Here is a 21627-nt window from a genome sequence, read left to right on the forward strand (position 1 = left end):
GCCCGGGGTCGGCGCCTTCGAGGCGGGCGTGGGCTGGGGCGCCTGGGCCGGCATCGAGTTCAGCACCGGACGGATATAGAGGCGGGCGGTCTGGCCCAGGTTGCGCGCCTCGTTGCCGTCGTTGCCGGGAACGGTGATGACCAGGTTGTCGCCGTCGACCACCACTTCGGAACCGGACACGCCAAGCCCGTTGACCCGCGCAAGGAGCTCGCCGACCGGATCGCCGATGAGAAGAAGTGGCGCCAGAGCACCCGTCAGGGCGTTCAGTTCCTCGCGCTGCAGTTCCAGGCCACCCGTTGCGACAAAGAGGACATCCTGGCCGGCAACGACGACCCGAACCTGCCGCTGGTGACGTGCTCGACCGACCACAAGGTGGCCTACCTGCTGGCGCCGTCGATCATCAGCGGCGACCAGATCCAGGACGCCACCTCCGGCATGAACCAGCGCGGCATCGGTTACGTCGTGGACGTGCAATTCAAGCCGGCGGCGGCCAACACCTGGGCGGACTTCACCGCCGCCCACATCGGCACCCAGACGGCGTTCACGCTGGACTCCCAGGTGGTCAGCGCCCCGATGATTCAGGAAGCCATCCCGGGCGGCCGGACCCAGATCACCGGCGGCGACCCGCCGTTCACCGCCGCCACCGCCAAGCAGCTGGCGAACGTCCTGAAATACGGTTCGCTGCCGCTGTCCTTCGAGGCTTCGGAGGCTCAAACCGTATCGGCGACACTGGGATTGACCTCGCTGCGAGCGGGGCTGATCGCGGGTGCGATCGGCTTGGTGCTGGTGTTGCTGTACTCGTTGTTGTATTACCGGGTGCTGGGCCTGCTTACGGCGCTCTCGCTGATCGCTTCCGGCGCAATGATTTTCGCGATCCTGGTGATCCTGGGCCGGCAGATCAACTACACCCTGGACCTGGCCGGGATCGCGGGTCTGATCATCGGTATCGGTACCACCGCGGACTCGTTCGTGGTGTTCTTCGAACGCATCAAGGACGAGATCCGCGAGGGCCGATCGTTCCGGTCGGCGGTGCCCCGTGGCTGGGTGCGGGCCCGCAAGACGATCGTGTCGGGCAACGCCGTCACCTTCCTGGCCGCCGCGGTGCTCTACGCCCTGGCGATCGGCCAGGTGCGGGGCTTCGCCTTCACGCTGGGTCTCACCACGATCCTCGACGTCGTGGTGGTGTTCCTGGTGACCTGGCCGCTGGTCTACCTGGCGTCCAAGTCGCCGACGCTGGCGAAACCCGCATACAACGGCCTGGGCGCGATACAGCAGGTCGCCCGCGAGCGCCGGGCTTCGTCGAACGTCAAGACGGGACGGGGATAGCGTGATGGCCTCCAAAGGCAAGACCCAGACAGACGCGGCCGAAGCGACCGAGATCACCGAAGCCGGCGAAGGCTCGGTGGAGGCAACCTCCGACGGCGGTACCGCGCTGCCGCGCCACGGCTTCCTGTCCCGCCTCTACACCGGCACCGGCGCCTTCGAGGTCATCGGGCGTCGCCGGTTGTGGTTCGGCATCAGTGGCGCGATCGTCGGCGTCGCCGTACTGAGCATCCTGCTGCGGGGCTTCACCTTCGGGATCGACTTCAACGGCGGCACGACGGTGTCGATGCCCGCCGCGGGCGCGTCGGGCCAGGTGCAGACGTCGCAGGTGTCCGACGTCTTCCGCAAGGCCATCGGCCGCGACCCGGAGTCGGTGGTGGTCGTCGGCAACGGCGGTTCGGCCACCGTGCAGATCCGCTCCGAAACGCTGTCCAACGCCCAGACATCCGCGCTGCGCAACGCCCTGTTCGACGCCTTCCAGCCCAAGGGCGCCGACGGCAAGCCGAGTAAGCAGGCCATCAGCGACGCGGCGGTATCGGAGACCTGGGGCGATCAGATCACCAATAAGGCACTGATCGCGCTCGTGGTGTTCCTGGCGCTGGTGAGCCTGTACATCACGGTGCGATACGAGCGGTACATGGCCATCTCCGCGCTGACGACCATGGTCTTCGACCTGACGGTCACGGCGGGGGTGTACTCGCTGGTCGGTTTCGAGGTCACCCCGGCCACCGTCATCGGTCTGCTGACGATTCTCGGCTTCTCCCTCTACGACACCGTCATCGTGTTCGACAAGGTCGAGGAGAACACCCACGGGTTCCAGCACACCACCCGGCGCACCTTCGCCGAACAGGCCAACCTCGCGATCAACCAGACGTTCATGCGCTCCATCAACACCAGCCTCATCGGGGTGTTGCCGGTCCTGGCGCTGATGGTGGTGGCGGTGTGGCTGCTGGGCGTCGGAACGCTGAAGGACCTGGCGCTGGTGCAGCTGGTCGGCATCCTGGTCGGCACCTACTCGTCGATCTTCTTCGCGACGCCGCTGCTGGTCACGTTGCGCGAGCGCACCGAACTGGTGCGCACGCACACCCGTCGCGTCACGCGGCGTCGCAAGGCGGGCACCGAGCCCGAGGAGGCGAAGTCCACCGCGGACGAGTCGGCGTCGCCGGAGGCCACCGAAGCCGCCTCGGCTGACAAGCCCGCACCGAGCAAGCCGGCGCCGGGTGCGCGCCCGGTGCGACCCACGGGGACCCGGCGTCCGAGCGGCAAGCGAAACGCCGGCCGGCGGTAGTCGCCGTGGCCGCCAGGTATCGCCTCACCGGGGGCGCTATCGGTCTGGCCGCACTGCTCGTGGCGGCGTTCACGCTGGCGGCGTGCTCCGGCAGCGCCGCCTCCCAGATCGACTACGTGGTCGACGGCCCGCTGGTCACCTACAACACCAACACCGTCGTCGGCGCCGCGTCGGCCGGGGCGCAGGCGTTCGCGCGCACGCTGGCCGGCTTCAGCTACCACGGCCCCGACGGGCAGACCGTCGCCGACCGTGACTTCGGCACGGTGTCGGTGGTGGGCGGTTCGCCGCTGGTGTTGGACTACCAGATCGCCGACAACGCCGTCTATTCCGACGGTAAGCCGGTGACCTGCGACGACCTGGTGCTGGCCTGGGCGGCCCAGTCCGGCCGGTATCCCGAGTTCAACGCCGCCTCCCAGGCCGGTTACCTCGACATCGCCAACGTCGAGTGCCTGCCCGGGCAGAAGAAGGCCCGGGTGTCGTTCATCCCGGACCGCGGCATCGTCGACTACAACCAGCTGTTCACCGCCACGTCGATGATGCCGTCGCACGTCATCGCCGACGAGCTGCACGTAGACGTGACCGCGGCCCTGCTGAGCAACAACGCCCAACTCGTGCAGCAGATCGCCAGGCTGTGGAACACGATGTGGGACCTCAAGCCCGGCCTCGACCTCAAGCACTTCCCGTCGTCCGGCCCGTACAAGATCGAGCGCATCCTGGACGGCGGCGCGGTGGTGCTCGTCGCCAACGACCGGTGGTGGGGTCCCAAGGCGCTCACCAAGCGGATCACCGTCTGGCCCCAGGGGCCCGACATCCAGGACCGGGTCAACAACCGCAGCGTGGACGTGGTCGACGTGGCGGCGGGTTCTTCGGGCACGTTGACGACCCCGGACAACTACGACCGCGCCGATGCGCCGTCGGACGGCATCGAGCAGCTGATCTTCGCGCCGCAGGGCCCCCTGTCGCAGCCCAAGGCCCGCCGCGCGCTCGCCCTGTGCACACCGCGCGACACGCTCGCGCGCGATGCCGGGGTGCCGATCGCCAACTCGCGGCTCAACCCGGCCGCCGACGACCCGGTCACCGCCGCCGACGGTGCCGCCGAGGCCGGCCAGTTCGGCAAGGCGGACCCCGCGGCCGCCCGCGACGCGCTCGGGGGTGCCCCGATGACGGTGCGGATCGGCTATCAGGGGCCCAACGCGCGCCTGGCGGTCAACGTCGGGGTGATCGGCAAATCCTGTGCCGCGGCCGGCATCACGGTCGCCAACGTCGCCCTGGACACCTCGGGGCCGCAAGCGCTCAAGGACGGGAAGATCGATGCCCTGCTGGCCAGCACCGGCGGCGCCGCCGGCAGCGGGTCCACCGGGTCGTCGGCGATGGACGCCTACGACCTGCACAGCGGCAACGGCAACAACCTGTCGGGCTACTCGAATCCGCAGATCGACAGCGCGATCGGGGCGCTGGCGGTGTCTTCCGACCCCGCCGAGCGCGTGCGGCTGCTGGGGGAGGCGGCGCCGGTACTGTGGGGCGACATGCCCACTTTGCCCCTCTACCGGCAGCAACGGACGCTGCTGATGTCGAAGAAGATGTATGCGGTGAGCAAGAACCCGACTCGCTGGGGCGCGGGCTGGAACATGGACCGATGGGCGCTGGTCCAGTGACCAGTGTCGGCGGGAACGCCTCGGTGGCCAACGTCATCACCTCGCTGCTGCGCGAGGTGTCCGACTTTCCCAAGCCGGGGGTGCAATTCCGTGACCTCACCCCGCTGTTCGCCGATCCGGCCGGGTTGGCGGCGATCACCGACGCGCTGGCCGAGATCGCGTCGGGCGCCGACCTGGTGGCCGGGATCGACGCCCGTGGGTTCCTGGCCGCGGCGGCCGTCGCCGACCGCCTGCGCACGGGCGTGCTGGCCATCCGCAAGGGCGGCAAGCTGCCGCCGCCGGTGTACGCCGAACATTACGACCTGGAGTACGGCAGCGCGACGCTCGAGATACCCGCGGACGGCATCGACCTGCGCGGCCGCCACGTCGTGATCATCGACGACGTGCTGGCCACCGGGGGCAGCCTCGCCGCGGCGGCCCGGTTGCTGAAACGCACCGGGGCCACCGTCGTGGCGGCGGCGGTGATCGTCGAACTGACCGCGCTGGGCGGTCGTCAGGCGGTCGCGGGGTTGCCGCTGCACAGCCTGAGTCGGCTTTAGCCCGGCGACGATGCGCCGCTATGCGGCGTGAGGAGGCGGGCGATCAAACCGAGCCTGGGCGCACCGCGCGATATCCTCGAAGTCGGAGGTGACCAACGTGGCGGACGAAAAGAGCGCGGCGCAGGCGCTTGACGCGCCCACTGACGTCGGCGACGCGCTGCTGGTCGGGGAGCCGGTAACGGCGCAGGCCGAGCCGCCGGATCCGCCGACCGAGACGCTGAAAACCCCCAGCAGCGCGTCGCGCCGGGTGCGAGCCCGGCTGGCCCGGCGGATGACCGCCCAGCGCACCACGCTCAACCCGGTGCTCGAACCGCTCGTGGCGGTGCACCGCGAGATCTATCCGAAGGCCAACCTGTCGTTGCTGCAGCGCGCCTTCGAGGTCGCCGACCAGCGGCACGCCACGCAGTTTCGCCATTCCGGTGATCCGTACATCACCCACCCGCTGGCCGTCGCCAACATCCTCGCCGAATTGGGCATGGACACCACCACTTTGGTGGCCGCGCTGCTGCACGACACCATCGAGGACACCGGCTACACGCTGGAGGCTTTGAGCGAGGAGTTCGGCGAGGAGGTGGGCCACCTCGTCGACGGCGTGACCAAGCTGGATCGGGTGGTGCTGGGCACCGCCGCCGAGGGCGAGACCATCCGCAAGATGATCACCGCGATGGCCCGCGACCCCCGGGTGCTGGTGATCAAGGTCGCCGACCGGCTGCACAACATGCGCACCATGCGCTTCCTGCCGCCGGAGAAGCAGGCGCGCAAGGCCCGCGAGACGCTGGAAGTCATTGCGCCCCTTGCTCATCGGCTTGGTATGGCCAGCGTCAAGTGGGAACTCGAAGACCTGTCCTTTGCGATCCTGCATCCGAAGAAGTACGACGAGATCGTCCGCCTGGTCGCCGGCCGCGCGCCGTCCCGGGACACCTATCTGGCCAAGGTCCGCGCCGAGATCACCAATACCCTGGGCGCGTCGAAGATCAAGGCGACGGTGGAGGGTCGGCCCAAGCACTACTGGTCGATCTATCAGAAGATGATCGTCAAGGGACGCGACTTCGACGACATCCACGACCTGGTCGGCATCCGGATCCTCTGCGACGAGATCCGGGACTGCTATGCCGCTGTCGGCGTGGTGCATTCGTTGTGGCAGCCGATGGCGGGGCGGTTCAAGGACTACATCGCCCAGCCCAGATACGGCGTCTACCAGTCGTTGCACACCACCGTCGTCGGGCCGGAGGGTAAGCCGCTGGAGGTGCAGATCCGCACCCGGGACATGCACCGCACCGCCGAGTACGGCATCGCCGCGCACTGGCGCTACAAGGAAGCCAAGGGCCGCAACGGGGTTCCGCATCCGCACGCCGCCGCCGAGATCGACGACATGGCCTGGATGCGCCAACTGCTCGACTGGCAGCGGGAGGCCGCCGACCCGGGCGAGTTCCTGGAGTCGTTGCGCTACGACCTTGCGGTGCAAGAGATCTTCGTGTTCACCCCCAAGGGCGATGTGATCACCCTGCCGAACGGGTCGACGCCGATCGATTTCGCCTACGCCGTGCACACCGAGGTCGGCCACCGCTGCATCGGCGCCAGGGTCAACGGGCGGCTGGTGGCGCTGGAACGAAAGCTGGAAAACGGCGAAGTCGTCGAGGTTTTCACCTCGAAAGCGCCCAACGCCGGGCCGTCGCGGGACTGGCAGCAGTTCGTGGTGTCGCCGCGCGCCAAGGCGAAGATCCGGCAGTGGTTCGCCAAGGAGCGGCGTGAGGAGGCGCTGGAGGCCGGCAAGGAGGCCATGGCCCGCGAGGTGCGCCGCGGCGGACTTCCGTTGCAGCGCTTGGTCAACGCCGAATCCATGGCCGCGGTGGCCCGCGAGCTGCACTACGCGGACGTGTCCGCGCTCTACACCGCGATCGGCGAGGGCCACGTGTCGGCGCGCCATGTCGTGCAGCGGCTGCTGGCCGAGCTGGGCGGGATCGACCAGGCCGAGGAGGATCTCGCCGAACGGTCCACGCCGACGACCATGCTGCGCCGCCCGCGCAGCAGCGACGACGTCGGCGTCTCGGTTCCCGGCGCCCCAGGCGTGCTGTCCAAGCTGGCCAAGTGCTGCACGCCGGTGCCCGGCGACCAGATCATGGGCTTCGTCACCCGCGGCGGGGGAGTGAGCGTGCACCGCACCGACTGCACCAACGCCGCGTCGCTGCAGCAGCAGGCCGAGCGCATCATCGAGGTGCACTGGGCGCCGTCGCCGTCGTCGGTGTTCCTGGTGGCCATCCAGGTCGAGGCGCTCGACCGGCACCGGCTGCTCTCCGACGTCACGCGGGTGCTGGCCGACGAGAAGGTCAACATCCTGTCGGCTTCGGTCACCACCTCCAACGACCGGGTGGCGGTCAGCCGGTTCACCTTCGAGATGGGTGACCCGAAGCATCTCGGGCATCTGCTCAACGTGGTGCGCAACGTCGAAGGCGTTTTCGACGTCTACCGCGTGACGTCCGCCGCTTGAGGCTCAGCCGACGCGCACCGAGTTGATCGTGACCGGGTTGGTCGGAGCCCCGCTCTGCCGGTTGCCTGCGATACCCGCCTGGGCGATCTTGTCGAGGACCGCCAGGCCCGCCTGGCTGATGGTGCCGAACACCGTGCTCTGCGGCTCCAATTCCGAATCCCGGAACACCAGTACGAATTGGCTGCCGTTGGTGTTGGGCCCCTCGGTCGCCATGATCACGGTGCCGCGCGGGTACACCACCGTCGCCCGCAGCGCGGGGTCACCGGCCGGGTATTGGTTGGTGGGGTATTCGTCGGCGAATTGATAGCCGGGGCCACCGGCGCCGTCCGCGTCGGGGCCGCCGCACAGCAGCGACCCTCCGTCCGTCGAGTTGATCAGCCGGGCGCACTGGGTGTTGTCGAAGAATTGCTGCTTGGCGAGGCTGACGAAGCTGTTGACCGTGCACGGGGATTCGTTGTTGGCGAGCTCGATGCCGATGTCGCCCAGGTTGGTCGAGACGGTGGCCGGGATCTGCGCGGGTTCGGTGGAGACCCTTCCGGTCGGGGGCGGGCTGACGGGCTTGACGACGGCGTCCGGCGCGCTCGGGTATTGGCAGTTGGCGCCCAGATCGGCCGGCGGGGCGAACGCCGGCAGCGGCGGCACGGTCCCCGTTGCCTGCGCGGTCGGTCCGGAACTCGATCCCGGCCGGTTGGGAACGCGGGCGCGGGTCGGGGTGCTCGATGCCGCGCTGCCGGCCGAGTCGTCGTTCTGGCTCACCAACGCGATGACCAACGCCACCACCGCGGCCAGCGCCAGGGCCGACGCGCCGACGATGCCCAGCAGCAGCCGCCGGGAATGCGTCGGCGGGCGATACGGCGGGCCGGCGCCGAGGTTGGCGCCCGTCGGGGGGAAGTCCTGCGTCGGTTCCTGCGGGGCCGGTGGCCCCGGTGGCGATGCCGGTGGCGCCGGCGGGGGGCTCCACGCCGCCGTCCCGGCCGGGGCGGCCAGCGCCGCCCGGGCGGCTTCGGCGAGTTCCATCGCCGACTGGTAGCGGTATTCGGCGTCTTTGGCCATCCCGCGGGCGACCACTGCATCGAGGGCCTGGGGCACACCGGCGGCGGTCATCGACGGCCGCGGCGGCGGCGTGTTCAAATGCGCGTTGAGCTGTTCCTCGAGGCTCTCGCCGGCATAAGGCCGCCTGCCGGTCAGGCACTCGTGCAGCACGCAGGCCAACGAATACACGTCGGCGCGGTGATCCGTTGTGCCCCTGAACCGTTCGGGCGCCATGTAGGCGACGGTGCCCATCGTGTGCCCGGTCTGCGTGAGCGACGTGTCGGCCAGGGTGCGCGCGATGCCGAAATCGATCAGGTAGACGAAGTCGCGCGCCTGGGTGAGAAGAATGTTCTTCGGCTTGATGTCGCGATGGATCAGCCCCACCTGGTGGGCGCTATCCAGCGCGGCGGCAACCTGTTCGATCACCGCCACCGCGCGCTCGGGGGACAGGCGCCCCCCGTTCTCTTCGATGTACTGCACCAAGTCGCGGCCTTCGATCAGGCGCATGTCGACATAGAGCCGACCGTCGATCTCGCCGTAACCGTGGATGGGCACCACGTGCGGGTCGTTGAGACTCGCCGCGATGCGTGCCTCCCGGCGGAATCGCTGTTGAAACTCCTGATCCTCGGCCAAGTTCGGGGGCAGCACCTTCAACGCGACGACCCGATCGGTGGCGGAGTCGTAGGCACGGTAGACCTGGCCCATGCCGCCGCGCCCCAAAACGTCCAGCAGTTGGTATTGCCCGAAAGACTCTGTCCCCACGCAACGACCTTAAGCGGTGGACCACCCGTTGGTCGCCCGATTCGAATCAGCGGCGTTGCGCTGCTTGGCTTTAGTCGAGCAACAGCGAGGTGATGGTGACGTCGGAGGCCGGTGCGCCGTCCTCACCGCCGCCGGCGACGCCGGCTTTGGCGATCTTGTCCAGCGTGGCCAGCCCGTCCGGCTGAATGGTGCCGAAGACGGTGTATTGCGGCGGCAGCTGGGAGTCCTTGTACACCATGAAGAACTGGCTGCCATTGGTCCCGGGACCGGCGTTGGCCATCGCCAGGGTGCCCCGCGGGTAGAGGACCGGCTGTTGCGCCTTCGGGTCGTTCGGCGGGTATTGGTCCGTCGGGTACTCGTTGGCGAACTGGTAGCCCGGGCCGCCCGTGCCGTCGCCCTTGGGGTCGCCGCATTGCAGCACGCCCAGGTCAGCCGACGTGGTCAGCCGGTGGCACTTGGTGTTGTCGAAATATTTCTGGCCGATCAGGCTCGCGAAACTGTTTACCGTGCAAGGTGATTCGTTGTTGGCGAGCATCAATCCGATGCGACCCTGGTTGGTCACCATGCTGGCGCTCACCTGGGCGGGGTCGGTCGGCACCTTGCCGGTGCGCGGCGGCTTGACCTCTTTGGCGGCCGGTTGCGGTGACGCCGGGTACTGGCAGTTGGCACCCAGGTCGGCCGACGGCTTGAACGCCGGCAGCGGCGGCGCGGGCGGCGTCGGCCCGGGGGGCGTCGTGGACTCCGGCGAGCTGCTGGGGGCGGCGGATGTCGTGCTCGTCGCGGTGTTGCTCTTGTGCTCGTGTTTGGTGTTGATGACCGTGAGCACCACCGCGACGACCACCGCCACGGCCACGGCCGAGCCGGCGGCGATCAACACGATCCGGCGCATCTTGGCTTGCTTCGCGCGGCGCTCCAGCTGCCGTTCGAGCTTGCGCTTGGCGTTGGCACGTCGCTGTTCATTGGTCGGCACGGCCGTCTGCCTCCATGGTCGGTAAGTCGGGTGCCCGCGAAAGGCGTCAGTGGCCAGCTCAGGCTAATGTGGGCGCCGCGACCGGTGTCAAGTGGGGCCCGTGGGAAACTGGGAACCGTGTTGATCACCGGATTTCCCGCAGGCATGTTGCAGTGCAACTGCTATGTGCTGGCTGAGCGGCCGGGGACGGACGCCGTCATCGTGGATCCGGGCCAGCGGGCGATGGGCCCGCTGCGGCGCATCCTCGACGAGAACCGGCTGACCCCGGCGGCGGTGTTGCTCACCCACGGACACATCGACCACATGTGGTCGGCGCAGAAGGTGTCCGACACCTTCGGCTGCCCGACCTACATCCACCCCGAGGACCGGTTCATGCTCAAAGACCCGATCTACGGCCTGGGTCCGCGGGTGGCGCAGCTGATGGCGGGTGCCTTTTTCCGCGAGCCCAAGCAGGTCGTCGAGCTGGACCGCGACGGCGACAAGCTCGACCTGGGCAGCGTGACCGTGAACGTCGACCACACGCCCGGGCACACGCGTGGGTCGGTGGTCTTCCGGGTAGCGGGAGACAACGATGTGGTGTTCACCGGCGACACCCTGTTCGAACGCTCGGTCGGCCGCACGGACCTGCACGGCGGCAGCGGCCGCGACCTGCTGACCTCGATCGTGGAAAAACTCCTGGTGCTCGACGACGAGACCGTGGTGCTGCCGGGTCACGGCAACGCCACCACCATCGGCGCGGAGCGGCGATTCAATCCGTTCATCGAAGGCCTCAGCCCGTGACGGAGTTTCACGCGCCCAAGGGGGTGCCGGACTACGTCCCGCCGGACTCCGCGCAGTTCGTGGCCGTCCGTGACGGCTTGTTGGCCGCCGCCCGCCGGGCCGGCTACGGCCACATCGAGCTGCCCATCTTCGAAGACACCGCCCTGTTCGCCCGGGGCGTCGGCGAATCCACCGATGTGGTGTCCAAGGAGATGTACACGTTCGCAGACCGCGGCGACCGCTCGGTCACCCTGCGGCCCGAGGGCACCGCCGGGGTGGTGCGCGCGGTGATCGAGCACGGCCTGGACCGCGGGGCGTTGCCGGTCAAACTGTGTTATGCGGGGCCGTTTTTCCGCTACGAGCGGCCGCAGGCCGGCCGCTATAGGCAGCTGCAGCAGGTGGGTGTGGAGGCGATCGGCGTCGACGATCCGGCGCTGGACGCCGAGGTGATCGCCATCGCCGACGCCGGCTTCCGTTCGCTGGGACTGGACGGGTTCCGCCTGGAGATCACCTCGCTGGGCGACGAGACTTGCCGCCCGCAGTATCGGGAACTGTTGCAGGACTTCCTCTTTGGGCTCGACCTCGACGACGAGACGCGCAGGCGCGCCGAGATCAACCCGCTGCGGGTGCTCGACGACAAGCGACCGGCCGTGCGGGCCATGACGGCCGACGCGCCGGTGTTGATCGACCACCTGTCCGACGTCGCCAAGCAGCACTTCGACACCGTGCTGGCGCACCTGGACGCGCTCGGCGTGCCCTACGTCATCAACCCGCGCATGGTGCGCGGACTGGACTACTACACCAAGACCACCTTCGAGTTCGTGCACGACGGTCTGGGCGCGCAATCCGGCATCGGCGGCGGCGGCCGTTACGACGGCCTGATGCACGAGCTCGGCGGGCAAGACCTGTCCGGCATCGGCTTCGGGCTGGGCGTCGACCGCACCCTGCTGGCGCTGCGCGCGGAGGGCAAGACCGTGGGGGAGACGACCCGCTGCGACGTGTTCGGCGTGCCGCTGAGCGAGCGGGCCAAGCTCCAGCTGGCGGTGCTGGCCGCGCGGCTGCGCGCCGCCGGCGTGCGCGTCGACCTGGCCTACGGCGACCGTGGCCTCAAAGGGGCGATGCGCGCGGCCGACCGTTCCGGGGCGCGCATCGCGCTGGTCGTCGGCGACCGTGACATCGAGTCGGGGACGGTCGGGGTGAAGGACCTCTCGACGGGGGATCAGGTGCCCGTTGCGGCGGATTCTGTTGTCGCCGAGGTTCTTTCAAAACTCGATCGATAACCCGGCCACGGGCATCGTCGTGGTGTTATTTCTTGCTCGGAATGATGATGACGACGATCAACGTGAGGATCGAGAAGAATAGGCCGAGAATTCCCCACCCCAGCGGATTGCGGCCCTTCGTCATTGCGATGATTGCGCAGATAAATGCGGCGATAACGCTGCCGATGGCGACAAAGATTCCCTTGATGCCGCGGAGGATGAAGCCGGCCGCGACGGGGTCCGAACTCGCCAGAATCATCGAGTGCAACATGTCGGGTCCTTTCGTGAGGGGCCCAAACGTCATACCCACCCGAATGCGCGATAAAACCGCAGTCGGGTCTAGGCGCTCACCGAAAACGCGTTATCCGCGCGGATAACCGCGCCGGACCGTACGATCCAGAATTCCCAGTGTCGCCCGCAGCGCACCCTCGGACAGGATCGGGAAAATACCGGCTTCGCGCCACTTGGGGTCGATGTTTGACCAGTCGTAGAACGAGGTGACCACGGTCGCCGCACCGTTTTCGCTGGGCTGGAGTCGATAGCCGTAGACATGGCCGATCGGAGGCTGAATTTTGCCCAGAACGGTCCACGCGATCAGGCGGTCCTGTTCGAATTCCGTGATGTCGACGGTGACGTCGTACTTGCCGAATTGCGGAAAGTCGTTCAATGACTCGCGATCCATGTGCACGACGAAGCGGTCACCGACGCCGCGCACCGGATCGCCTTCGGCGCTTTGCAGCATTCCGGACGAGTCGATCGCGACGTGGCCCTGCGGGTCACAGAGCACCGCGAAGATTTCCGGCGCCGACGCCGCGATGGTGCGCTGAACCTCGATGCGTTCGGTCATGGGTGCCTCGCGGCCGGAGTAGGTACGACGGGGTCGTCGCTCACTCTACGACCGTTGTGACATTTTCGGTGCCCTCTAGGCCGCCGCGGCACCGCGCTCAGCGCGCGGGCGGGGTCGGGTTCATCAGCCGCCCGTGCGCGATCACCGATCCGTGTTGCTTGAGCCGCTGGGTGCGGATGCTGACCTCGTAGGTGAGGACCTCTTCGATTGCCCCGAGGCGGTTGGAAAGGTACTCGTACAGATCACTGACGTCACGGCAGATGACCACCGCCATCAAATTCTTCCTACCGCTGACGGCGGCGGCGAACGCGACTTGGTCGTGCGCTGCAATCTGTTCCCCGACACGGTGTGTGTGCCGGGGCGCGACCGTCAGCCAGAGCATGGCGCTGAGGTGGTAACCGAGGCGCTCGGGAAGCACGTCGACGTCGTAAAGCAACGCCCCGGCCGCTTCGAGCGCCGCCAAGCGCCTGCGCACTCGCGCCACCGACCAGCCCGTGCGCTCGGCCAGCCGTACCTGGGGGGCGCGGCCGTCATCGGCCAGCGCATCGAGCATGGGACGGTCTTCGAGGGTCGGCCGGCACGTCTGCCCGGTTGTCGGGCGGTCGACGACAGCGAGGATTTGCTCGGCCTGTTCGCCAGTGAGCTTGTGGCCGTAGCCCGTCCACGGCGCGCTCGGGGCTCGCCCGAACGTGTGCAGCACCGCGTCGATGCCGATGTCGATGACCGAACCCGCTCGCGGAAGCCGCTTCAACAACACGTCGTCGCGGCTGTCGCCGAGCGGTGCCCGGATGGTGCACACCAGGTCGGTCCAACCCGAAAGGACGTTGGCGTGGGAGACATCCGGGTTTCGAACCAGCGCGTCGGCCAGCTGCGGTATGCGGTCGGGCTTGGCGTGTATCCGGCAGACCCAGTGCGCCCAATCGGCGTCACCGTCACCCCACGGGTTCTCCAGACCCACGACCCGGACGACTCCGTTCCGGCGCAGCCTGTGGTAGCGGCGGGCAACCGTCTGTTCGGTCGTTCCGAGGACCTCGGCCATGTGGCGGAACGAGACCCTGGGCGATATCTGTAGGGCATGCAGGATCTGTCCGTCCAGCGCGTCGATCATGAGCAATGATAGGCGGATCTCGGCATCCAGTGGGGATTTATCAACACTTTGAGCCGTACGCTGGTTGTTTCGTCACCGACGCTGCGAGCCTCGCACCATGAAGCTGACACGCAACATCGTCCTGGTTACCGGCGGAGGCAGTGGAATCGGCCGAGCGTTGGCCGAATCCCTGTACCGCCTGGGCAACCGGGTGATCATCGCCGGGCGGCGCCGCGAGGTCCTGCAAGCCGCCGCGGCCGCCAACCCCGGCATGGACTGCGTGCATCTGGATCAGAGCGACCCGGTCAGCATCGCTGGGCTGGTTGCCGAAGTGACGGGTCGCCACCCCGGGCTGAACGTCGTAATCAACAACGCGGGGATCATGCATACCGAGGACCTGCTGGCCGGTGACGCCGCCGCGGCGGAGGAAACCGTGGCGGTCAACCTGCTCGGGCCCATCCGGCTCACCGCCGCACTGCTACCCACTCTGCTCGCGCAGCGAGATGCCGCAATCGTCAACGTCACCTCCGCCCTGGCCTTCGTACCTAAGGCGGTCACGCCGACGTATTGCGCGACCAAGGCGGCACTGCACTCCTACACCGAGTCGCTACGCCACCAGCTGCGCGACACGGCGATTGAGGTAGTCGAGGTCATCCCGCCACGGGTAGAGACTGACATTCAGCGCGGTCTCGGCAATGCATCTCATATCGTCGCGTTGGATGCCTTTGTCGCCGAGGCCATTTCGTTGCTGCGATCCAACCCGGGCGCCACCGAGATCGTGGTCGATGCCGCTCGGCGCGTGCGATTCGCCGCGCGCGAAGACTCGTACGACGAGATCTTCACCGCCGTCAATCAGACAACCATGCAGAAATAGCGGAGGATTCCCATGCAGATCGGAATTGGCCTGCCGAGCCACATCGCCCACGTGCGGGGTCCGCTCACCGTGCGTTGGGCCCGCCGGGCGGAACAACGAGGGTTCGCCAGCCTGGCCACCATCGACCGGCTGGTCTACGAAAGCCTCGATTCGATCGTCGCATTGTCCCTCGCCGCAGGCGCGACCAGTGAAATCGGTTTGATCACAAACGTTTTGCTGGCACCCCTCTACCCGGCCGCGCTGCTTGCCAAGCAGCTCGCCACCATCGCGGACGGCACCGGCAACCGGCTGAGCCTGGGTTTGGGTGTGGGCAACCGGACAGACGACTACGCGGCGGTTGGCGCCGACTTCGGCCGGCGGGGACGGGTTCTGGACGAGACGGTCGGATTGTTGCGCGAGGCGTGGCGCGCCGCGCCGGTCACCGGCGACAAGGGGTTGTGCCCGCGGCCGGTGCGCATCCCCATCCTGTTCGGGGGACGGTCGGAGGCCACCATGCGCCGGGTCGCGACGATGGGTGACGGCTGGTCGGCCGGCGCCCTGCGCGACTACGACAATCAGGCGTCATTCGCCGATCGGGCACGCGCGGCGTGGCGGGAGGCGGGCCGGTCGGGGCAGCCGCGGCTGCACGCCAGCGTGAACTTCGCGTTCGGCGATGAGGACACTGTCCGGCTCGGCCGGGAGCATCTACAGCGCTACTACGGATTCAAGCCGGACTACGCAGCGCTCAACGTCGCCGACCTGCTGACCACCCCGCAGGACGCGGCGACCACCGTGCGCGCCTACCGCGACCTCGGTTTCAATGGGCTGGTGTTCCATCCCTGCGTCGCAGGGGTCGATCAGGTGGATCGCCTTGCCGACGCCGTCCTCTGAGCGGCCGCTGCACGAGAGGAGTTTGCGCGGGGCTCGGCGAGCTCATGAGCGTTGTTCGAATAGCTCGTGAACCCGGACCGCGGAGGAGGCAGTCGCGAGCTGCCCGAAGAGTTTTCGGCGCGCAGATCGACCGCGGTTTATCTACTAGCTGCGTGCGGCTTGCAGCGCCACTGCGACTTGAGCCAGCCAGATATTGTCGGCCAGCGGTCGTCCGGTGAGTTCGGCGAATCGGCGCAATCGGTAGTTGATGGTGTTGCGGTGACAGTGCAGTTCGTCGGCGGTGGCCGAGACGGACTGGCCGCGCTGTAGCCAGGTGTCGACGGTCGTGAGGAGTGGTTCGCGCCGTTCGGCTGGCAACTCGAGTACCGGTCCCAATGTGGTTGTCACTACGGATGCGGCGGCGTCTGGTGAGCTGGCGAGCAAGACCGCGATGACGTCGCGGTTGTAGCGAGTACTCGGGCGACTGTTCGACGAGGCTGACATAGCGACTTGCGCCTGAGCGCGGGCTTTTGAGCAGTCGGCGACCTCGGTGAAGGGGCTGCTGAGGCCAATCATGATGGGGATGTCGGTGCAGATGGTGGCGGCGATGGTGTCCAGCGCGTCCGCGCGATTCCGTCGAAGCGACACGACCCCCAATTGCGAATGAGACGTGAGACGAAACCACGAGTCCTGAACAGCGGGGTTCGCCGAGATCAGCGTCTCGATGTCGGGAGGCGAATGCGCCACCGAAGGCTCAGCGCTGGTTGCCGAGATGATCGTGAGCTGCCCCGTCCGCGGGAGACCGAGGGCGGCGACCGCGTCCCAGAACGCTGCCCCGACGCTGGATTCGTTGAACAGCACCGTATCGAGCAGGGCGGCGCGAACTTGTTCGTTGCGTCGGGCGTTGCGGATGTCGACTTCGCGGAAAACCGCCTGTGCGCGAAGCGAATTGGTGTTCATCCAGGCGAAGATGGACGGTGTCGCCGCGATGAGGGCTTCCTTCTCGATTTCGCCGATGTCCGCCAGGCGTGCGAGCTCGTCCCAGATGGTCGCTGCGCCGAGGCGGTAGGCGTGCAACAGACTTGACTGCGTCAGACCTTGGCTGGCGCGGTGATGAATTGCGGAATCGAAGCTGTGGTGGCCGGGGTCAGTGCCTCGGTCGATCCATTCGAGCATTTCGTCGAGGTACTCGGCGATGTTGCCCCTAACGGTCTCGCCGTTGTCGTCGTCGATGGGCAAATAGTCGGGTACTTCAGCGCGCAGCCGGGCGAGGACCTTGGTCACGATTGCGCCCGACTGTTGTCGCACGCGATTGGTGAGCACGGTCAGCGGTCGTTGCTGCAACATGTAGCGAATCGTAAAGCGCCGCTCGCTATTGTGCCTGGGCACAAGGCGCACGATCGCGACTTTGGGCTGCCGTTCATTGTGAAGTCCTCCCGCAACGATCACGCTTCTTGTCATGAACGCCGCCCATGATCAGACCGTCGTTTTGGTGCACGGCCTGTGGATGACGCCGTTTGCGTGGGAGGACTGGGTTGCCCGTTACCGCGCCAGGGGATTCACGGTTTTGACGCCGGGCTATCCGGGTGTGGCGCCCGGCCCGACGGGGGTCGCCGCGCTGCGCGAGAACCCCTCTCCGCTGGCCGACCTTGGGGTGCGGGAAGTCTTCGACCATCTCGCCGAGATCATCGGCGAACTGAGCCAACCGCCGATACTGATGGGCCACTCGTTCGGCGGCACCTTCGTGCAGCTGCTGCTCGACGCCGGCTACGGGCGGGCCGGGGTGTCCATCGACGGCGCCGCCGTCAAGGGCATCAACGCGCTGCCGTTCTCGGAGGTTCGGGCTACATTCCCTGTATTGAAAAATCCCGCCAACGTGCACCGCGCGGTGCCCATCACAGCGAAGCAATTCCATTACGCCTTCGCCAACACGCTCACCGAAGCCGACTCTGCGAGCGCCTATGAGCGGTACGCGGTTCCGGTGCCGGCGCGCATCCTGTTCCAGGGCGGCCTGGCCAACGTCACGCCCCACGCGGCCACCACCTACAACTTCGCCAACGACGACCGCGCGCCGCTGCTGTTCATCGCCGGCGGCCACGACCACATCCTGCCGCCCGCGGTGCAGCACGAGAACTACACGAAAAACGCCAAACACTCGGCCGCGATCACCGCCTACAAACTCTTCCCCGAGCGAGACCACTTCACCTGCGGCGCACCGGGATGGGAAGAAGTCGCCGACTTCGCCTTGAGCTGGGCGCTGAACCCCGTGCCCGGGGAACTCGACTAACTCTCCTTCTCACTCGCATGAAAGCGACCATCACTTATGACCACAGTGCGCGACGCCATCCTTGACTTGTTCCGCTCGCACAACCTGACCACCTGGTTCGGCAATCCCGGCTCGTCGGAATTGGCGCTGCTGCAAGACTTTCCCGACGACTTCCGCTACTTCCTGGGCCTGCAGGAGATGATCCCGGTCGGGATGGCCGACGCCTACGCGCAAGTCACCCGCCGTCCGGCCGTGGTCAACCTGCACACCGCCCCTGGAATGGGTAACGCGCAAGGCCAGATCTACAACGCCTACGTCAACAAGACGCCGCTGATCATCACCGCGGGCAACCAGCGCCGGAACATGCAAAACCAGTACTGCCTGCTGACCAATCACGAACCCACCACAACACCAAAGCCATTCGTGAAATGGGCCGCCGAGCCGGCGACCGCCAGCGAGTCCCCCGCCGTGCTGGCCCGGGCCATCCACCTGGCCACCACCCCGCCGATGGGCCCGGTGTTCGTCTCGCTGCCGATGGACGACATGCCGATCGAACTGACCGACGGCCAGCTCGCCGATATCGCACTGGTCCGCGATCGCACCGTGACCCACGCGGCGGGTTTCCCGACCGAGCTGGCCGAACAGGTCGGTGCACAACTCGACGCCGCCTCGTCGCCAGCGATCGTTGTCGGCGGTGACATCGACCGCTACGACGCCTACGACGCGGTGATCGAGCTGGCCGAGCGCACCGAATCACCGGTATTCACCGCACCTTTGACCGGTTGGAGCGGGTTCCCGGAAAATCACCGGCTCTATCACGGCGCGCTGCCTCCGGGTGCGGGCTGGATCTCCGGGCTTCTCGCCGGCCACGACCTGATCCTCACGATCGGGACGCCGGTGTTCCGCTATTACCCGTTGGTGCCCGGGCCGTACCTGCCTGAGGGAGCTCGCTTGATCCAGATCACCAACGATCCCGACGAGGCCGCCCGCGCCCCCGTTGGTGACGCGATCGTCGCCGACATTCGCACCGCGGCCCGGGCCTTGGCGGCGGCGGTCAAGCCCACGCAGCGCGCCGCGCCCGCGCCGCGCGCCGCGGTCCCCGAACGGGTGTCGGAGCAGGTGCCGCTCAAGCCGGCGGACCTGTGGACCGCCGTCGGGCACGCCGCACCCGCGGACACCCTGTGGGTCAGCGAAGCGGGCAGCAACGAGATCGTTATGACCGAAAGCATCCGCCCGGGCAATCCGCGATCACATCTGTCGGCCGCCGGTGGCGGGCTCGGCTGGGGGCTGCCGGCGTCGGTCGGCGCTCAAGTCGCGGCTCCTGACCGCCCGGTCGTGTCGTTGATGGGCGACGGCTCCATCCACTACGCGATCACCGCGCTGTGGAGCGCGGCACGCTACAACATCCCGCTCACTATCGTCGTGGCCTCCAATGCCGAGTACGGCGTGGTCAAAGAATTCGGCGTCTGGGAGAAGACCCCGAATGTCCCGGGGCTCGACATTCCCGGACTCGACATCGTGGGAACCGCGGCCAGTTACGGCGTCGACGCCCACGAAGCACACAGCTCCGACGAAGTGTACGAACTGGTCAAAGCCGGCATCGCCGACCGCGACCGTCCCACCCTGATCAACGCCCGCACGACGCCCGTGCCCGCGGGATTCGGCAGCTAGGAGACATTAGTGGATGACACGGTCATTTCGGCGTTCGCCGCGGCGCTTCAGGGCCGCGACGCGGTGGCCGCCGACGAGGCTACCCTGGTTGAACACACCGAAGACTACTGGGGTTTCGGCCAGCAACCTGGTCTGGTGTTGCGCCCGCGCAGTCGCGACGACGTCGTCGCCGCAGTCAAAGTTGCTGCTGAACATCACGTTTCGTTGGTTACCCGGGCCGGCGCATCGAACTGCAGTGCCGGAGTCATGGCCGGCGCGGACCGCGTGGTGATCGATCTGACACAGATGAACCAGATCCTCGACATCAACCCGGCAGCTCGCACGGCTCGAGTCCAGCCCGGTGTCATCAACTTCGATCTGCAGCAGCAGTTAGCCCCGCACAAGCTGGTGTTCTCACCCGACCCGGTATCGGCACATCTGGCGAGCGTCGGCGGCAACATCATCGAAAACGCCGGTGGGCCACACGCTCTCAAGTACGGCGTTACCTACAACCACGTCCTCAGCGTCGAAGCGGTTCTGGCTGATGGCACCGTGATCAACCTCAGCGCGGCCGACGACGGCCCGGATCTGCTCGGTGTGCTGATCGGGTCGGAAGGTACCCTGGCGATCCTCACGGAGGCGACCGTCGCGTTGCGCCCCATCGCGCCGGTCACTCGCAGCCTGATGGGCAGCTTCAACACCGCCCGGGAGGCAGCCGAAACCATCTCTGCGATCATCCGGACCGGGACCGTGCCCGCGGCGGTCGAGTGGCTCGATCGAGCCGGCATCAACGGCCTGCAGCAGTTCACCGACACCGGCTATCCCGCCGACGCCGACGCGATCGTGCTCATCGACGTCGACGGGACCGCCGCCGAGGTCGACCGCGACGGCGCGATCGTAGAAAAGGTCCTGCGACAACACGCCACCGAGGTGCGCCGCGCCGACGACGACGAGGCCCGCGCCAAGCTCTGGTACGGGCGCCTCCACGCCCCGGACGCGGTCGTGCACAGCGGCAAAGGCTTCTTCATCGGCGACGTCACCGTCCCACGCCAACACATTCCGGAGATGCAGCAGGCAATCCAGGACGCCGCCAAACGACACTCGGACGCCCTGCTGTTCATCGCCGTGACCGGACATGCCGGAGACGGGGACCTCCACCCGACCACCTTCTACGACAAGGAGAACCCCGACGCGCCCGCGGCTTTGGAGGCCGCCAACAACGAGATCATCGAAGCGGCGTTGAAGCTGGATGGAACGATCACCGGCGAGCACGGGGTCGGTACCGAGAAAATCCAATTCATGACCAAACGCTTCACCCCGGTCGAGATCGCCGCTCAACGCATCCTCAAGCGGGTCTTCGATCCCGCGCACACGTTCAACCCCGGCATCATGCTGCCCGAACCGTCACCGGAAGAACCCCCGCTGCCTGCGTTCGAGGCCGCCGTGCGCGCGGCGCTCGAAGGTCGTCCGAACTCCACACCCCACGCCGACGGCGACGACACCACGGTAGAGGTCAACACCGGCAACTTGAACCTGGTGGTCGGCGCCGCGGTCACCCTCGGCGACCTGTCGCGCAAACTCCACGAGCAAGGTGTGACCTGCCCGGCCATCCCAACGGAGGGCCTCGACCGCACCGTCGGCGAACTGATCGCCAACGCTACCGGCGATGAACGTCTAGAGGTGCGCCACGGACTGCTCGGTGTCGAGGTTGTCCTGCCCGACGGTGCCGCCGCGGCCCGCTTCGGCGGCCAGAACATGAAAGACGTCGCGGGCTACGACACCAAACGGCTGTTCATCGGCGGCGGAAACGCATTCGGGACGATCACCAGCGCTGTCTTCAAGATCGCAGTCGAACGGTAGGCCGATGTCCTGGCAGATGCATGCCATCGCTACCTACGGGCGACTCGTCCGGCGACCTCGCACCTATGCCAGCGCGCGGAGCGCGCGCGCCTATCTCAATCGGCCCAAGAAAAGCGGCG

General features: G+C 67.4%; 17 protein-coding genes and 1 pseudogene. 12 read left to right on the forward strand and 6 right to left on the reverse strand.

Annotation, left to right across the window (positions count from 1 at the left end):
- Positions 1-189: 189 nt before the first annotated feature.
- The 5 genes and pseudogenes from secD to A5709_RS26930 all read left to right on the forward strand — a co-directional run.
- Positions 190-1326, forward strand: a pseudogene (gene secD / locus A5709_RS26910) (protein translocase subunit SecD); the annotation flags it as partial.
- Between the two features lie 4 nt (positions 1327-1330).
- A complete protein-coding gene (gene secF, locus A5709_RS26915) occupies positions 1331-2611 on the forward strand; it encodes a protein translocase subunit SecF (protein WP_068123792.1) in 1281 nt (426 codons plus the stop codon).
- A gap of 5 nt (positions 2612-2616) precedes the next feature.
- Entirely contained in the window at positions 2617-4266 is a 1650-nt protein-coding gene (locus tag A5709_RS26920; RefSeq protein WP_067948687.1) for an ABC transporter substrate-binding protein, read from the forward strand.
- Positions 4248-4805 (forward strand): adenine phosphoribosyltransferase, encoded by a 558-nt coding sequence (locus tag A5709_RS26925; RefSeq protein ID WP_068123754.1) that lies wholly within the window; start codon positions 4248-4250, stop codon positions 4803-4805. The genes A5709_RS26920 and A5709_RS26925 overlap by 19 nt, the downstream gene beginning before the upstream one ends.
- A 97-nt stretch (positions 4806-4902) precedes the next feature.
- Complete coding sequence (locus A5709_RS26930; protein WP_068123795.1) at positions 4903-7293, forward strand: bifunctional (p)ppGpp synthetase/guanosine-3',5'-bis(diphosphate) 3'-pyrophosphohydrolase; 2391 nt, start codon at positions 4903-4905, stop codon at positions 7291-7293.
- Between the two features lie 3 nt (positions 7294-7296).
- On the opposite strand, the gene A5709_RS26935 is transcribed toward A5709_RS26930, so the two are convergent.
- Both A5709_RS26935 and A5709_RS26940 read right to left on the reverse strand, forming a co-directional pair.
- Positions 7297-9087, reverse strand: coding sequence for a protein kinase (locus tag A5709_RS26935; RefSeq protein ID WP_068123758.1), 1791 nt, complete (start codon positions 9085-9087; stop codon positions 7297-7299).
- Between the two features lie 70 nt (positions 9088-9157).
- The gene (locus A5709_RS26940; RefSeq protein WP_068123761.1) at positions 9158-10057 is read right to left on the reverse strand and encodes a peptidylprolyl isomerase; all 900 of its coding nucleotides are present in this window, start codon (positions 10055-10057) and stop codon (positions 9158-9160) included.
- Between the two features lie 117 nt (positions 10058-10174).
- Between A5709_RS26940 and A5709_RS26945 the strand changes: the two genes are divergently transcribed.
- A complete protein-coding gene (locus A5709_RS26945; protein ID WP_067949589.1) occupies positions 10175-10837 on the forward strand; it encodes an MBL fold metallo-hydrolase in 663 nt (220 codons plus the stop codon).
- Positions 10834-12096 carry a histidine--tRNA ligase gene (gene hisS / locus A5709_RS26950; protein WP_068123764.1) on the forward strand — a complete coding sequence of 421 codons (1263 nt, stop codon included), beginning with the start codon at positions 10834-10836 and terminating at the stop codon, positions 12094-12096. Before A5709_RS26945 ends, hisS begins: the two co-directional genes overlap by 4 nt.
- A gap of 25 nt (positions 12097-12121) precedes the next feature.
- Here hisS and A5709_RS26955 read toward each other — a convergent pair whose 3' ends face one another.
- The 3 genes from A5709_RS26955 to A5709_RS26965 form a co-directional block, all read right to left on the reverse strand.
- Entirely contained in the window at positions 12122-12346 is a 225-nt protein-coding gene (locus A5709_RS26955; protein WP_067949594.1) for a deoxyribodipyrimidine photolyase, read from the reverse strand.
- A gap of 90 nt (positions 12347-12436) precedes the next feature.
- Positions 12437-12922, reverse strand: coding sequence for an SRPBCC family protein (locus tag A5709_RS26960; RefSeq protein WP_067949596.1), 486 nt, complete (start codon positions 12920-12922; stop codon positions 12437-12439).
- A 97-nt stretch (positions 12923-13019) separates the two neighbouring features.
- Positions 13020-14060 (reverse strand): Lrp/AsnC family transcriptional regulator, encoded by a 1041-nt coding sequence (locus A5709_RS26965; RefSeq protein ID WP_082974385.1) that lies wholly within the window; start codon positions 14058-14060, stop codon positions 13020-13022.
- A 67-nt stretch (positions 14061-14127) separates the two neighbouring features.
- Between A5709_RS26965 and A5709_RS26970 the strand changes: the two genes are divergently transcribed.
- Together A5709_RS26970 and A5709_RS26975 are read left to right on the forward strand one after the other, a co-directional pair.
- Positions 14128-14883 carry an SDR family oxidoreductase gene (locus tag A5709_RS26970; RefSeq protein ID WP_067949601.1) on the forward strand — a complete coding sequence of 252 codons (756 nt, stop codon included), beginning with the start codon at positions 14128-14130 and terminating at the stop codon, positions 14881-14883.
- Between the two features lie 12 nt (positions 14884-14895).
- Positions 14896-15753, forward strand: a complete 858-nt coding sequence (locus A5709_RS26975) for an LLM class flavin-dependent oxidoreductase (protein WP_068123768.1) — start codon at positions 14896-14898, stop codon at positions 15751-15753.
- A gap of 144 nt (positions 15754-15897) precedes the next feature.
- Here A5709_RS26975 and A5709_RS26980 read toward each other — a convergent pair whose 3' ends face one another.
- Entirely contained in the window at positions 15898-17193 is a 1296-nt protein-coding gene (locus tag A5709_RS26980) for a CdaR family transcriptional regulator (protein WP_082974386.1), read from the reverse strand.
- Here A5709_RS26980 and A5709_RS26985 point away from each other — a divergent pair.
- From A5709_RS26985 to A5709_RS26995, 3 genes are read left to right on the forward strand one after another with little or no spacing between them, the layout of a single operon-like run.
- Positions 17192-18019, forward strand: coding sequence for an alpha/beta hydrolase (locus A5709_RS26985; RefSeq protein WP_068123773.1), 828 nt, complete (start codon positions 17192-17194; stop codon positions 18017-18019). The genes A5709_RS26980 and A5709_RS26985 overlap by 2 nt on opposite strands.
- Before the next feature lie 36 nt (positions 18020-18055).
- The gene (mdlC, locus tag A5709_RS26990; RefSeq protein WP_067949607.1) at positions 18056-19669 is read left to right on the forward strand and encodes a benzoylformate decarboxylase; all 1614 of its coding nucleotides are present in this window, start codon (positions 18056-18058) and stop codon (positions 19667-19669) included.
- A gap of 9 nt (positions 19670-19678) precedes the next feature.
- Positions 19679-21508 carry an FAD-binding oxidoreductase gene (locus A5709_RS26995; RefSeq protein WP_068123776.1) on the forward strand — a complete coding sequence of 610 codons (1830 nt, stop codon included), beginning with the start codon at positions 19679-19681 and terminating at the stop codon, positions 21506-21508.
- Positions 21509-21627 lie beyond the last annotated feature (119 nt).

Source organism: Mycobacterium sp. E1386, assembly GCF_001672745.1.
GTDB lineage: Bacteria > Actinomycetota > Actinomycetes > Mycobacteriales > Mycobacteriaceae > Mycobacterium.